This is a genomic window from Bartonella sp. SL320 (genome assembly GCF_059687635.1).
On the sequence record NZ_CM185143.1, the window covers coordinates 1 to 15,218 of the forward strand.

Sequence of the window (15,218 nt, forward strand, 5' to 3'; positions counted from 1 at the left end):
ATTGTTTTTCAAGCCAAGTTAAGGCTACAGTTGAATCGACAGATGCACTACGCAAACGATAGAATAAATGCGCTGAAAAAGTTGGATCAGCAATGAATGGTTTATACCGCGTAAAAAGAGAGTTTAAGCTTGTTGTATTTTCTACAAGAGAAATTTTATCAGCCACTTGACTAGCAAGATGGCGCATATGCCGCGCTTTTTCGATACGCACGGAGAGACGACGCACATTTTCAATGAGCAGCATTTTTATGACAGAAGGAAGTGCCCATAATTCACCAATTGTGAGCGGAGAAACTTCTTGAAATCCATTAATCACAGCCGTGAGTGTTTCTTGTGAAAAACGACTATCGGTATGTGCAATATAAAGCCAAGTTAAAGCAAAAATGCGTGGTATTCCTGCTTTTTGTGTAGAAAGAGGAAGTTTCTTTATAAAGGACTTGGGGAGATTACGGCGTAACAATTGTATTGTTTTATCAATAGTGTAATGATTATCAATAAGCCATTGAGCAGAGGGTGCTATCGTTTCATCGTTTCGAGCAGCCAAATCACTGGTATGAAAAGCATGAAGTATAAGTTTAGAGTTTTCATTCAGTCTCTTGCGAAAATCTTCTACTCCTTCATATTCAGGGAGTAAAATTTCTTTACCAGAAGCTATATCATTCCCTAAATTATAAAGATCTTCCTGCACTTTATAAATTGCACGAAGAGGAAAATCTGTCTTAATAAAATGGTCTTTTTCTTTTTTTTGAGAAAAAAAGCACTTTATGAAAGGTATTGTGCACGCCATAATGTCCCATTGTTATTCGATTATATTATTTTTTTATTTTAATTGTAAGCATTTTATCTGAATAGTGAACCGTTGATAAACAAAAAAATAAAATTTTTGTTTTTATTTGCAAGCATTTATAATTTTTGATGCAATAATTAAAAAATTAAATAGATAATTTTTTAAAAAAATAAAAAGGTCACTCCTTTCAGGAGTGACCTTAATAACACCAATAACTTTAATGATTGATGATTAATCTTGTTCTTGTTTTTTCAAAGCTGCACCGAGAATATCGCCAAGAGAAGCACCGGAATCTGTAGAACCATATTGTGCAACTGCTTCTTTTTCCTCTGCAATTTCTAACGCTTTGATTGATACTGAAATTTTACGTGTTTTTTTATCAAATGCTGTGATGCGCGCATCAACCTTTTGTCCAATTGCAAAACGCTCAGGACGTTGTTCATCACGATCACGCGCGAGATCCGCACGACGAATGGTTGTTTCAAGGTTATGATCAATCAACTTCACATCAATGTCATTGTCGTTAACAGCAATCACTTCACACGTTACAACAGCACCTTTTCGCAATTCGCCAGAAGCGGCTGCCTCTCCAACTTTATCGCTGGAAAGCTGCTTAATTCCAAGAGAGATACGCTCTTTTTCAATGTCAACATCAAGGACCACTGCTTTAACGACATCACCTTTGTTATAAGTATCAATAACTTGTTCACCAGGACGGTTCCAATCCAGATCAGACAGATGAACCATACCATCAACATCACCTTCAAGACCAATAAACAGACCAAATTCTGTTTTATTTTTAACCTCTCCTTCAATTTGTGAATTGACAGGAAATTTATTGGCAAAAGCTTCCCATGGATTTTCAAATGTTTGCTTTAAGCCAAGAGAAATACGCCGTTTAGAAGGATCAATCTCAAGAACGACCACTTCTACTTCTTGTGATGTAGACAGAATTTTTCCAGGGTGAACATTTTTCTTTGTCCAGCTCATTTCAGAAACATGGATCAATCCTTCGATTCCTGGTTCAATTTCAACAAACCCACCGTAATCCGTAATGTTGGTAACAGCACCCTTGATTTTTTTACCAATCGGATACCGAACACTGATGCTTTCCCAAGGATCACTTTCAAGCTGTTTCATTCCAAGAGAAATGCGGTGCGTATCTTGATTGATGCGAATAATCTGAACTTTAATCGTTTGACCAATTGTAAGCACTTCAGATGGGTGATTAACACGCCGCCATGCCATATCTGTAACGTGTAAGAGACCATCAATCCCACCAAGATCAACAAAGGCGCCATAATCTGTAATATTTTTTACCACACCTTCAACAATTTGGTTTTCTTCAAGATTTTGTACGATTTCTGAACGTTGTTCAGCACGACTTTCTTCTAAAACAGTCCGGCGTGAGACAACAATATTGCCACGACGACGATCCATCTTCAAAATTTCAAAGGACTGTGAATTATGCATGAGAGGTGAAACATCACGAATAGGACGAATATCAACTTGGCTACGTGGCAAGAAAGCAACAGCCCCATCAAGATCAACCGTAAAACCACCTTTTACTTGGCTAAAGATAACGCCCTCAACGCGTGCACCAGCATTGAATTTTTCCTCTAAACGGACCCAACTTTCTTCACGCCGTGCTTTTTCACGCGATAAAACAGCTTCACCCATCGCATTTTCAATGCGTTCAATGTAAACTTCAACTTCATCGCCAACTTGCAAAGAACCATCTTTTGCTTTTGCTCCAAACTCTTTGAGAGGAATACGTCCTTCGACTTTAAGTCCAGCATCAATAATGGCCATGTCTTTTTCGATTGCAATAACACGACCTTTAACAACAGATCCTTCATTGAGATCATTTGTTTGAAAAGATTCTGTTAAAAGAGCTTCAAAATCCGCTGTTGTGGGATTGTATTGTGACATAAGAACTCCTAATATATACCTTGTATTATGAAGGTATGAGCGCTAGGTTAGTGTTAACATGAGCAACTCCTTAGCCTTTTTCCTTGCATATAAGGAAGAAAAGTTAGCGCTAGGCTGGAAGTTACCTTAACGAATTTATCCAATTATATGCATTTTTATGATTGGATCAATAAAACTACATGCAATTGCAAATGTTGCTTCTATACTCAATTCTGATGTATCAAGCAAGTGGGCGTTTTTTGCTGGTTTTAGCGGGTTTTGTTTGCGCGTTATATCCCGACGGTCTCGTTGTTCAAGATCGCTGAGAATTTCATGATAATTTGCTTGCTCTCCCTTTTTTAAAATCTCCTGGTAGCGACGTTTGGCACGTGTTTGAACATTGGCTAGAACATAAAATTTGATATCGGCATCCGGACAAACGACCGTGCCAATATCCCGCCCATCCAGCACGCTTCCAGGTAAAGTTTTGGCAAAATTACGTTGTTTTTCGATAAGAATTTTACGTATAGCGGGGTTAATCGCTATCTTTGAAGCCGCTTCACCAAGTTCATGAGAAGAGAGAAGAGCAGAATTTAAGGTATTAAAATCAAGTTCTTTAGCATAAATAATAGCATTTTTTTCATCATTAAGCGCTAAATTTTGTTGTAAAAGCGCATGCGCAACACCACGATATGTCAGTCCTGTATCGAGATGATGAAGATGATAATGGGCAGCAATTTTTCGTGCTAAGGTCCCCTTGCCTGAAGCAGCAGGTCCATCAATGGCAATAACAAAAGGCTTCAAGAAATTTTTCCCCCAAGTTGTTTTATAAAAGGAATAAATTCTGGAAAACTCGTCGCAATCATTCGTTTATCATCAATGGTAACAGGTTTTTCTGATGCAAGCCCAAAGGTGAGAAAGCACATAGCAATTCGATGATCAAGATGTGTGGAAACCTTTCCACCCCCTAAATTTTTGGCAGAACCTTTTCCATAAACAACAAGAAAATCTTGGCCTTCTTCACAGTCTACACCATTAATTTTTAATCCTTGAGCGACAGAAGACAGTCGATCTGATTCTTTAACGCGCAATTCTTCAATTCCTAGCATCACTGTTTTACCTTCTGCAAAGGCTGCTGCAACTGCCAAAGCAGGATATTCATCAATCATCGATGGAGCACGTTCTTTAGGCACTCTAACACCTTTAAGGATCGATGATTTTATCCGTAGATCGGCTATATCCTCTCCACCTGTTTGGCGTTGATTCAAAAATTCAATTTGAGCCCCCATTTCCCACAATGTTTCGATAAGCCCTATTCGAGAATCGTTTATCAGAACATTTTCAATGGTGATATCAGAATCTTCTACAAGAAGAGCTGCGATAATTGGAAAAGCAGCAGAAGAAGGATCTCCCGGAACATGAATCGTTTGTCCAGTAAGATGAGGTTGACCATGAAGATGTATCAAACGCGCGCCTTCTTTATCTCTTTCTATGTCAAGTTTTGCACCGAATGCTTTTAACATTTTTTCCGTATGATCACGTGTGAAAACCGGCTCAATAACCGTTGTAATGCCCGCTGTATTCAGTCCAGCAAGTAGAACGGCCGATTTAACTTGAGAGGAAGCTATTGGAACACGGTAGCGAATCGGATGAGCCATTTTCGGACCATAAAGCGTTAAAGGAAGATGATTGCCGTCAGTTGCCTCAATTTCAACCCCCATGAGACGCAGTGGATCAAGGATACGTCCCATAGGACGCTTAGAGAGAGAAGCATCACCAATAAAAGTTGTTTTCATATGATAGGAACCAACCATTCCCATAATCAGGCGAGCACCTGTTCCAGCATTTCCAAAGTCTAAAGGTTTTTGTGCAGCTAAAAGGCAACCATTTCCTGTTCCTCGTATGATCCAGAAGTCATCTTTCTTAATTATATAGGCGCCCATAGCTTGCATAGCAGCAGCTGTATTAAGTACATCAGCGCTTTCAAGTAACCCGTGGATATATGTCTCACCACTTGCTAATCCTCCCAGTATAAGAGAGCGATGAGAGATTGATTTATCTCCTGGTATTTGAATCTTTCCAGAGAGACGACTCGATTTATAGGCAGTTATAGGGATTGCTTTTTGCATGAAAATTCTATTTAATTCTATCTAACTTTTATGAAATTATGTATTCTTTAGCACATGCTTTAAAGAGCGTCATGAGAAAATCACTGTGGAACAGTATATTTATCTTTGACAAAGGCATTATTTTTCGATTAAGCACCATAAAATTTATCTTTTAATGGAATAGAGTTAATCAAAGAGGCACGGTTTATGGCAAAACAAGAACTTGGAACGAAACGTGTTGATCCAGAAACAGGAAAAAAATTTTACGATCTAAATCGCGACCCTATTGTGTCGCCTTATACAGGGATTTCTTATCCGCGCTCTTATTTTGAGGTTGCAGCAGCTGAAGCAAACAATGAAGAAGAAGTGGATACTGAAGAGCTTGATACAGCACTTGAAAAGTCTGCTTTTATGCTGCTTGAAGAAGAAGATGACGATTCTAAAGATGATGATCTTCCTGATTTAGAAGACAGTGATGTCGATCTGGGTGATGATGATGATACATTTTTATCTCACGATGATGACGATGAGAATGATGACGTTACCGATATTCTCGGAGGCGGTGTTTCTAATGATGACGACTCTTAAGAGAAGTAAAAGAAGGCATCTTTTCTCTGGAATAAAAATTCTTCTTGATCTTCAATTTTTCTCGTTTTACAAGAGCTGAGGTTGTGTACTATCGTTTTGGGGAAGATTTTTATAGGGGCTATAGCTCAGCTGGGAGAGCGCTTGCATGGCATGCAAGAGGTCAGCGGTTCGATCCCGCTTAGCTCCACCAAAAGGACCAGCTTTTCTATCAAAAAAATTATAGCAGGGAGTATGTGCACCAATTTTAAAAGTGCTCCTCTTAAATAGAGGTTACCTGCTCATTCATGAGATATGTTAACGATAAAATAACATATTGATTTTGCATGATAAATTATCTATGTATTCCATAAAAACTCAAAATAGAGTAAATTTTCTCGTCATAAGCCCTCACACAATTGAGTCCCTTCAATATGTTTTCCTAGCCTATCACAAGCGAAATTGAAATCTAGGACGGGCCCACCATTATATTGGCGACCGCTTATGGGATAGATCTTAAGATTTGAGATAATTCATAAGAAATATTGGGAATCCTTTCTTTTACAATTTTTCTTACATGCCGATTACGCTTGTTATGTGCAAACGAATGGTTCTTATTGATTTAATATCAAGAAATATGAAATGATAAAACTCTACGGTATTCGAGACTCTTCAATTTAATCCGAATAAAATAATATTATCTTTAAAAATTTTTATTAAACAATCTCTGGTATTTAATCCGGTACTCAATGAGAATACTAAATAGAAGATCGTTTCTATTGTAAATGTTTTGCATCAATATAACTTCTTTGGACAAAAGGAAAAAATACCAAGAGGACCTTGAGATACATTGCATATTGCAAAAGCTTTTTTGTCATTTGCATTTATTTTATTTAATAACAATTTATTTGATTCAGCAAGCTAGCACCATCCTTATATTTGCCAGCTCCCAATATTGCGACAGACCTTGCATTAAGACGGTTCATAAAAGCCACTTTTAGTCCTTTCTTATACAATTTTTACCCACACGCCAACCCCGCTTTTGACATGCAAGCAAGTGATTTTAATTGATTCAAGATAAACAGATTTGAAATGAAAGAATCTTACAGTATGCGGAATTTTAACTCAATATGAATAGCGCTAGGTTAGCATTATAAATCAATATGTTGTTGCAACTAGAAAAACGATACTGTTAATTACACCATAAGAAATTTTGCTTTCAAATAATGTTATCTCATCAACTTCCTAATTAAGATTTTCGAAAATCTTCTCTAACGCCATCCACATCTCTTTAATTGTTGTTCATAGAGTCTCGACATCCTTGCCATACGCTGCGCTGCCTGTGAAAGTGCAGCATTAACATGCCCACCACTCCGCGCATAAGCACCATGCCCCATATAATAATTTAAATAAAGGCTATAGGCATCATCAAACCTCACCCCATTGCGTTGAACAGTTTGGCGATAGTACCAAGCAACAAAATCAGCAGCATCTGCAAAATTCGTACGCCGTGCAAAAGACTTGCCTGTGGAGCGAAGATACATGGCCCATGTACTGTCAAGCGCTTGAGAATAGCCATAAGCTGTAGACCGACGTTTCCATGGAATAAAACCAAGTAGTTTTTTGCGTGGAGGACGTGCATTATGACGAAAGCCCGATTCCATATTAATAGTTGCAAGAATAATCGGCATAGGAATACCATAGTGCATTTCTGCTTTTTTAGATGCCTTACCCCAATTATCAAAAAAACCATTTTTTTGTGCTAAAATAGCACAAGCATTGTTTGTGTGGATCGGAGTGGTTGTTGCACAGCCCCCTAGCAAAAACACCAATGCCCCTAAACACAAAAGGTGTCGCATATTTCCTATTCCTTTCAATTTAAGAAATAAAACAGACTAGAGATAGTCAAAAATTATTACTAATCAATAAAGAATATGATCTTAACTTCTTATCTTGAAGAGGCTTGCTTTACTTTATTCCTCGTCAACAAAACGTAATGTTTGCGACTGAGTCGATGGGGCCGATGTTGTCATTTTTGCTGGTTCGGAGTAATTTTCTTTTAATTCGAAAGTTTCAATACGATTTGCCCGTTTCATAATTTTGGAGGACGATATTAAAATTCCCTCTATATCTTCCCCTGCTTTGTGAAAATGCTTCTGTAGTGCGCGAACACGTGTATCCATTCGTCCAAAGTCTTCCATTAATTTTGCCACTTCTGACTGTATCAAATGTGCTTGTTCGCGCATCCGCGCATCTTTCATAATGGTTTGCACAACTTGGACAGAAAGCATTAATAAAGATGGTGAAACAATAATCACATGAGCTCTATTGGCTTTTTGTACCAATGGTTCAAAATCTTCATAAATTGTTGCAAAAATCGATTCCGACGGCACAAAAAGAAAAGCGGTATCATGGGTTTCTCCAGGAATGAGATATTTTTGCGCAATATCACGGATATGAACATCCATATCGGTGCGAAACTGACGTTCTGCCTCTTGACGTTCTTGCTCTGATGCTGCTTTACGCAGCGCATTCCAAGCTTCTAGAGGGAATTTAGCATCAATAACAAGAGAAGGGGATTTATTGGGCATATGAATGAGACAATCTGGGCGCTTTCCGTTAGAAAGAACAGCTTGAAAAGCATAAGCATTTGCTGGTAAAGCATCAGCAATAATGGCTTCCATCCGCCCTTGACCAAAAGTACCACGGGTCTGCTTATTGCTTAAAATGGATTGCAGCTGCACAACCTGTCCAGTCAGTGACTGAATATTATTTTGCGCCGCATCAATGACGGCTAAACGCTCTTGCAAACGATTCAAATTTTCATAAGTAGATTTTGTCTGTACCTGAAGTGTCTGCCCCAAGCTTGTTGTCATGCCATTGAGTTGCTCACTGAGTGATTTATTCAATTCTGCCTGTCTTTGACCAAAAATTTCTGCCATCGTTTGCATTCGGCCTTGCATTTCAGCTTGTGTTTTCAGCAAAGTAGCCATCTGCATTTGTGCTTCACGTGCGCGTTCAGCAATCTCATTTTCCAAAAGCGCTTTTTTTCGATGAGAATATATCAGCATAAAAAATGCCAAACAGACGAGTATCAATAAAAGCAAAAGCATTAGTTTAGAAAAAGACTCATCTGCGAATATAGAAAAAAACGAATCAAACATAAACAGTAATATAACGCGCTTATCTCAAAAAAGCGCCAGAATCCGTTATTCAATATTGACCAATACACACGCATTGATTAATCTATTCTTCATGTCAATGAGATCTTTAGTTACTTTACCAGATCCGATTTTACGGGAAGTGTCAAAACCTGTTGAGCAGGTTGATACAGCTCTCCAAAAGCTTGCTGATGACATGCTGGAGACTATGTATCATTCCAACGGCGTTGGTCTTGCTGCTATTCAAATTGGCATACCCCTGCGCATGTTGGTTATAGATGTCTCTCCAAATGATGCGCCAAAAAATCCGCTTGTCATTATCAATCCTGAAATTTTATGGCTTTCAGAGGAACGTAATGTTCATAAGGAGGGTTGTCTTTCTATTCCTGACTATTTTGCAGAAGTTGAACGCCCTAAACGCCTTTGTATTCGCTATCAAAACCGTGAAGGAAAACAAACAGAGATTGAAGCAGATGATCTCTTAGCCACTTGCTTGCAACATGAAATTGATCATTTAGATGGGCGCCTTTTTATTGATTATATTTCAAAAATCAAACGTGATATGGTCATCCGAAAATTTAAAAAACGCGCAAAAGAAAAAAATACGCAGGAAACAGTTTTGTAATGGCATTACGATTAAGTTTTATGGGAACACCGGATTTTTCTGTTCCCATTTTACATGCTTTGTTAGATGCTGGGCATGATGTTGTCGCCGTTTATAGTCAACCCCCTCGTCCAGCAGGGCGTCGCGGTCTTAAACTCATCCCCTCACCTGTTCAAAATGCAGCAGAAGAAAGATCTATTCCCGTATTCACGCCTCAAACACTCAAAACAGCTGAACAGCAAGCTCAATTTGCAGCACTTTGTGTTGATGCTGCTGTTGTCGTTGCCTATGGACTCCTATTGCCCAAAGCTATTCTCGAAACGCCCCGTTTTGGTTGTTTTAATGCCCATGCTTCGCTTTTACCACGATGGCGCGGTGCTGCGCCTATTCAGCGTGCCATTATGGCTGGAGATAAAGAAACGGGGATGATGATTATGAAAATGGATGAAGGGCTTGATACAGGGCCTATTGCTCTTTCACGCTCACTCCCTATTACGGATACCACCACCACTGCTGAGCTTTCAAAACAACTTTCACATATTGGTGCAGAACTTATGATAGAAACTCTATCAACTCTGGAAAAAGGACAACTTAAACTTACCCCCCAACCAGAAGAAGGCATCACCTATGCTACCAAAATCAAAAAGGAAGAAACCCGCATTGATTGGACAAAATCTGCTGAATTTATTCATCAATATATCCGTGCGCTCTCTCCCTTTCCTGGTTGCTGGTGTAACATGAATATCACTGGACAAGAAGAACGGGTGAAAATTCTTGGAAGTCGTCTAATCACAGGTCCTTCTCTTGAAATTGGTCGAATAGAACCAGGTTCTTTGATTATCCATTGTGGACAAGGGCGTCTTGAAATAACCCATCTACAAAGATCTGGTGGTAAAGTCCTTGAGAGCGCAACTTTTTTGCGAGGCGCTCATATTTCTGCTATTTTTTGATATGCCACGGTTTAAACTTACTCTTGAATATGATGGATCAAATTACGCTGGCTGGCAGCGTCAAGCAAGCCTCCCAACCATACAAGGGACTCTTGAACAGGCTATCTTCCGCTTTAGTGGAGAACAATTAACCATAACAACAGCAGGTCGAACAGATGCAGGGGTGCATGCTACAGGACAAGTGGCCCATGTTGATTTCATAAAAAACTGGCCTCCCCATACTGTACGAGATGCACTCAATGCTCTTTTGCGTCAACAGGGGGAAGCGATTTCAATCTTAAATGTAGAAAATGTCCCTGATGACTTTGATGCACGATTTTCCGCTATCAAACGCCATTATCTTTTTAAAATTCTCAATCGTCGCTCTCCACCAGCCTTAAATGCCAAACGTGTGTGGTGGTTGCCAAAACCTCTTAATGCTGAAAGCATGCATGAAGCAGCTCAAAAACTTGTAGGACACCATGATTTTACAACTTTCCGTTCAGCACATTGCCAAGCCAAAAGCCCTATTCGCACCCTTGAACGCCTCGATGTGAAAAGAGAAGGAGAAGAAATCTTCCTTTACGCGCAGGCCCGCTCTTTTCTTCATCATCAAATCCGTTCCTTTGCAGGAAGCCTCATGGAAGTGGGTATTGGACGCTGGACAGCTCAAGATCTTGAAGCAGCTCTTCATGCTAAAGATCGTAAACGTTGTGGTGTTGTTGCTCCTCCTTCAGGGCTTTATTTGACTAAGGTAGAATATTAACTGTCTCACAAAAATAACTTTTTCAAAAGCCGTTAAGAAAGCTTATAAAAAGAACAAATTTCTTTGAAAGCTTCTGCTGCTGTATCGACAAATTTTATCAAATTAACATCCGTAGGAGAAATTGTACCTTGCGAAGCTAAATATTCAAAATTGATAACATTGCTCCAGAATTCTTTACCAAACAATAAAATGGGTACCTGTTTCATACGTCTTGTTTGTATTAAAGTTAACGTCTCAAACAACTCATCCAGAGTTCCAAATCCTCCAGGAAAAATTGCTAATGCCTTTGCCCGTACTAAAAAATGCATTTTGCGCATTCCCAAATAATGAAAATTAAAACACAAATGCGGAGACACATAAGAATTAGGTGCTTGCTCATGTGGTAAAATAATATTCAAACCAATCGTTGGAGCCCCAACATCACAGGCACCACGATTTCCTGCCTCCATGATCCCTGGTCCGCCCCCCGTAACAACGACAAATTCACGATATTCTGTTTTTGCCGAATGGCGGGAACACAAACGCGCAAACTCTCTTGCTTCATCGTAATAATGTGACATAGCATGCAAGTTTTTCTTTTGGGTTTCATTTTTTGCAGCCCACGCTGCTTGCCCGGGTTCAGGAATACGTGCACCACCAAATAAAACAACGGTTGATTGAATATTATATTCTTTAAGGGTTATTTCCGGCTTTAAAAATTCAAGACTAATACGTTGTGAACGCAGCTCTGGACGCATCATAAAATCTTGATCGATATAAGCTAAACGATAAGTCGATGAACGCATTTGTGCTGAATTAGAGCCTTTATGGATCTGTTGGAGAGCTTCTTTCGTATGAAGAAGTGGTGTCCAATTTTCTTGTTCTTCTTTTCTTTTTTCTTTACAGCCTTTTTTCATACACATGTCCTACTTTCTTACCATTTTATTGACTGAAAACATTTCTTCGCGTAGTTCATAGAGAATAAATCTTGAAGCTTTCAACTTGTTTAACGGAACTCTTATCATGCCTCATCTCACACAACTTGAAATCATTATCGAAAAAGCATTTGATGATCGTGATTCTATTAATACTACCACAAAGGGGGAAATTCGTGAGAGTGTCGAACATACATTGAACCTTCTTGATAAAGGGGAAATTCGTGTTGCAGAACGGCAACAAAATGGACAATGGCATGTTCATCAATGGTTGAAAAAAGCTGTTTTGCTTTCTTTTCGGCTAAATCCAATGCAAATTATTGCTGGTGGAGTCAATGGAACACATTGGTGGGATAAAGTTCCTTCGAAATTTTCCGGTTGGCAAGAGGCAGATTTTAAAAACGCTGCTTTCCGTTCCGTTCCAGGAGCCATTGTACGCCATTCTGCCTATATTGCACCCAACGTTATACTCATGCCCTCCTTTGTCAATCTTGGTGCTTTTGTCGATGAGGGGACAATGGTTGATACATGGACCACCGTTGGTTCTTGTGCACAAATTGGTAAACATGTTCATCTTTCTGGCGGTGTTGGTATTGGAGGTGTTTTGGAACCTCTGCAAGCAAATCCAACCATTATTGAAGATCATTGTTTTATCGGTGCTCGCTCTGAAGTTGTTGAAGGCTGTATTATTCGTGAAGGCGCTGTTTTAGGAATGGGAGTCTTTATTGGAAAATCTACAAAGATTATTGATCGGACAACAGGGGAAATTTTTATTGGTGAAGTCCCAGCTTATTCCGTTGTTGTAGCGGGGTCTCTCCCTGGAAAACCACTCCCAAATGGTGAGGCAGGCCCTAATCTTTATTGTGCTGTTATCGTAAAACGTGTTGATCAAAAAACACGAGAGAAAACATCCATTAATGATCTTTTACGTGATTAAATACCCTATTGTTTTATAATAATAATTCATTGTTTTAGACTTAAAAACATCTTAAAATACAAGGATTTTCTCACTTCAAATCCTTTCATATTCAATCAATCGCTTTCATCTCCTTGCGCATTATAAACGTAAGGAGTTTTTGGGTAAGATACCTCTTAATAAAAAAAGTAAAATGTCTTCAATGCATTCTCTCAAACCCTAAGAGCACTCATAACATTTTGAGCGTGTAAAAAGTATGATGACGGCACTATGAACTTTATGACAGGTAAAGATGATAATGCCACAAATAGTTTTAGGTCGTTCACGGAGATCTTTACCGTTATATCTTCATGGTCCCGCTGTAAAATGAGGTCAGGTGCATTGAGAGATATTTCTTTAAAAAAGTGCGCTAATATATAACGCAAATGTATTTTTAAAATATTCTGTTTTACGTAAGAAACGAGACACAATGAAAAAAACGATAACCAAAATATGAATACTGTGCAATTTTCATTAAAAAGAACTCTTTAAAAATCTAAGCCAAAAGATAAATGCAAAAAGCGCCATCAGTGAACGGCATTTCTTTATTACTTATTCATTTTGAGCGCTTGAATAAACGCTGACTGAGGAATTTCTACCTTTCCAAATTGGCGCATTCGCTTTTTGCCTTCTTTTTGCTTTTCCAAAAGTTTGCGCTTACGTGTTACATCGCCCCCGTAACATTTTGCTGTTACATCTTTACGCAAAGCACGAATTGTTTCGCGCGCGATCACTTTACCACCTATTGCCGCTTGAATTGGAATCTGAAACATATGCTGAGGAATAAGATCTTTCAATTTTTCACACATTGAACGCCCACGCTTTTCCGCAATCGTTCGGTGCACAAGCATTGACAATGCGTCAATAGGCTCTCCATTCACCAAAATAGACATTTTAACTAAATCCCCCTCTGCATAATCTTTCATCTGATAATCAAAAGAAGCATACCCTTTTGAGATCGATTTTAAGCGATCATAAAAATCAAAAACAACTTCATTGAGTGGTAAATCATACGTCACCATAGCACGTGTTCCAACATAGGATAACCCAACCTGTATCCCACGCCGCTCTTGGCACAGCTCTAAAATTGACCCAAGATAATTATCAGGAGTCATGATTGTCGCTTGGATCCACGGTTCCTCGATAGAAGAAATTTTAACCACATCAGGCATATCTGCTGGATTGTGCAACTCTTTAACAGAGCCATCATTCATATTCATGCGATAAACAACCGAGGGTGCTGTCGCGATTAAATCTAAATTAAACTCACGCTCTAATCGCTCTTGAATAATTTCAAGATGCAGAAGCCCTAAAAAGCCACACCGAAAACCAAACCCCAAGGCCGCTGATGTTTCCATTTCAAAAGAAAAACTCGCATCATTTAAGCGTAATTTGCCCATGGCTGCACGCAAATCATCAAAATCGGCAGCATCAATTGGAAAAAGCCCACAAAAGACAACTGGTTGCGCAGGCTTAAAACCAGGTAAAGCATTTTCACAAGGACGACGCTCTTCCGTAATCGTATCCCCAACACGTGTATCGGCAACCTCTTTGATAGAAGCCGTGATAAAACCAATCTCGCCTGGCCCTAACGCATCAACTTGTACCATTTTAGGTGTAAATACCCCAACACGCTCAACAGGATATTTTGCCCCAGTACCCATCATACGAATGATTTGACCTTTTTTTAATACACCATCAATCACCCGTACCAACACAATGACGCCAAGATAGGCATCATACCAGCTATCAACCAACATTGCCTTTAAGGGATTTGAAACATCGCCTGTACGTGGGGGTGGCAATTGTGTTACAATTGCCTCCAAAACATCAGGAATACCCAATCCTGTTTTTGCTGATATTTCCACAGCCCCAGATGTATCAATGCCTATCACATCTTCAATTTGTTCTTTTACACGCTCAGGTTCTGCTGCTGGAAGATCTACTTTATTAAGCACAACAACTAATTCATGAGAATTATCAATGGCTTGATACACATTTGCCAATGTCTGTGCCTCTACACCTTGGCTTGCATCCACCACCAATAGAGAACCTTCACAAGCAGCCAATGAACGCGAAACCTCATAAGCAAAATCCACATGACCAGGTGTATCCATAAGATTTAAAATATAGGTCTCTCCATCCTTTGCTTTATAGTGTAAACGCACTGTTTGTGCTTTAATAGTAATCCCACGTTCACGCTCAATATCCATGGAATCAAGCACTTGTTCCTTCATCTCACGTGTATCAAGCCCTCCTGTCATTTGAATCAAACGATCAGCTAAAGTGGATTTGCCGTGATCAATATGCGCCACGATGGAAAAATTACGAATATAGTTACGATCTATTGTCATATAAGGCGATTTAGCAAAGAATAATACAAAACGCAAAGACCAATTATGTGTTATCGAGAACCTTTCAAAAGAATATCAACCAAAAAAGCCTCTCAAAATAAAACTTCTTATAGCCTAAAAATAAGGCTTTTGTTTACTAAATTAAATATTAAGAGAATTAAAATG

Annotated in this window: 12 protein-coding genes, 1 tRNA gene and 1 pseudogene; 6 read left to right on the forward strand and 8 right to left on the reverse strand. The window is 39.0% G+C overall.

From position 1 onward, the window contains the following. Position 1: 1 nt before the first annotated feature. The 4 genes and pseudogenes from AC6ER8_RS00005 to aroA all read right to left on the reverse strand — a co-directional run. A pseudogene (locus AC6ER8_RS00005) lies at positions 2–787 on the reverse strand (hypothetical protein); the annotation flags it as partial. A 231-nt stretch (positions 788–1,018) separates the two neighbouring features. After that, on the reverse strand, positions 1,019–2,719 hold the full coding sequence (rpsA, locus tag AC6ER8_RS00010; protein WP_497078277.1) for a 30S ribosomal protein S1: 1,701 nt from the start codon (positions 2,717–2,719) through the stop codon (positions 1,019–1,021). A 135-nt stretch (positions 2,720–2,854) separates the two neighbouring features. Next, the gene (gene cmk / locus AC6ER8_RS00015) at positions 2,855–3,502 is read right to left on the reverse strand and encodes a (d)CMP kinase (RefSeq protein ID WP_497078279.1); all 648 of its coding nucleotides are present in this window, start codon (positions 3,500–3,502) and stop codon (positions 2,855–2,857) included. Continuing rightward, on the reverse strand, positions 3,499–4,827 hold the full coding sequence (aroA, locus tag AC6ER8_RS00020) for a 3-phosphoshikimate 1-carboxyvinyltransferase (protein ID WP_497078281.1): 1,329 nt from the start codon (positions 4,825–4,827) through the stop codon (positions 3,499–3,501). Before aroA ends, cmk begins: the two co-directional genes overlap by 4 nt. A 186-nt stretch (positions 4,828–5,013) precedes the next feature. Here aroA and AC6ER8_RS00025 point away from each other — a divergent pair, with 186 nt between their 5' ends. Both AC6ER8_RS00025 and AC6ER8_RS00030 read left to right on the forward strand, forming a co-directional pair. Beyond that, positions 5,014–5,394 carry a TIGR02300 family protein gene (locus tag AC6ER8_RS00025; RefSeq protein ID WP_497078284.1) on the forward strand — a complete coding sequence of 127 codons (381 nt, stop codon included), beginning with the start codon at positions 5,014–5,016 and terminating at the stop codon, positions 5,392–5,394. Positions 5,395–5,508: 114 nt separating this feature from the next. Beyond that, positions 5,509–5,584: transfer RNA gene (locus AC6ER8_RS00030), tRNA-Ala, on the forward strand. A 1,057-nt stretch (positions 5,585–6,641) separates the two neighbouring features. Here AC6ER8_RS00030 and AC6ER8_RS00035 read toward each other — a convergent pair. Together AC6ER8_RS00035 and AC6ER8_RS00040 are read right to left on the reverse strand one after the other, a co-directional pair. After that, positions 6,642–7,229, reverse strand: a complete 588-nt coding sequence (locus AC6ER8_RS00035; protein ID WP_497078286.1) for a transglycosylase SLT domain-containing protein — start codon at positions 7,227–7,229, stop codon at positions 6,642–6,644. Positions 7,230–7,343: 114 nt separating this feature from the next. Then, positions 7,344–8,534: a DNA recombination protein RmuC gene (locus AC6ER8_RS00040; protein ID WP_497078288.1), complete on the reverse strand. Its 1,191-nt coding sequence runs from the start codon at positions 8,532–8,534 to the stop codon at positions 7,344–7,346. Between the two features lie 91 nt (positions 8,535–8,625). On the opposite strand from AC6ER8_RS00040, the gene def reads away from it, so the two are divergent. The 3 genes from def to truA are packed head-to-tail and all read left to right on the forward strand — an operon-like array spanning position 8,626 to position 10,830. After that, the gene (gene def / locus AC6ER8_RS00045; RefSeq protein WP_497078290.1) at positions 8,626–9,156 is read left to right on the forward strand and encodes a peptide deformylase; all 531 of its coding nucleotides are present in this window, start codon (positions 8,626–8,628) and stop codon (positions 9,154–9,156) included. After that, positions 9,156–10,085 carry a methionyl-tRNA formyltransferase gene (gene fmt, locus AC6ER8_RS00050; protein WP_497078292.1) on the forward strand — a complete coding sequence of 310 codons (930 nt, stop codon included), beginning with the start codon at positions 9,156–9,158 and terminating at the stop codon, positions 10,083–10,085. Before def ends, fmt begins: the two co-directional genes overlap by 1 nt. A gap of 1 nt (position 10,086) precedes the next feature. After that, positions 10,087–10,830, forward strand: coding sequence for a tRNA pseudouridine(38-40) synthase TruA (truA, locus tag AC6ER8_RS00055; protein ID WP_497078294.1), 744 nt, complete (start codon positions 10,087–10,089; stop codon positions 10,828–10,830). A gap of 32 nt (positions 10,831–10,862) precedes the next feature. On the opposite strand, the gene AC6ER8_RS00060 is transcribed toward truA, so the two are convergent. Continuing rightward, positions 10,863–11,726 carry an LOG family protein gene (locus AC6ER8_RS00060; protein ID WP_497078297.1) on the reverse strand — a complete coding sequence of 288 codons (864 nt, stop codon included), beginning with the start codon at positions 11,724–11,726 and terminating at the stop codon, positions 10,863–10,865. Positions 11,727–11,832: 106 nt separating this feature from the next. Between AC6ER8_RS00060 and dapD the strand changes: the two genes are divergently transcribed. Then, complete coding sequence (gene dapD / locus AC6ER8_RS00065) at positions 11,833–12,681, forward strand: 2,3,4,5-tetrahydropyridine-2,6-dicarboxylate N-succinyltransferase (protein WP_497078299.1); 849 nt, start codon at positions 11,833–11,835, stop codon at positions 12,679–12,681. A 566-nt stretch (positions 12,682–13,247) separates the two neighbouring features. Here dapD and lepA read toward each other — a convergent pair. Continuing rightward, positions 13,248–15,053: a translation elongation factor 4 gene (lepA, locus tag AC6ER8_RS00070; RefSeq protein WP_497078301.1), complete on the reverse strand. Its 1,806-nt coding sequence runs from the start codon at positions 15,051–15,053 to the stop codon at positions 13,248–13,250. Positions 15,054–15,218 lie beyond the last annotated feature (165 nt).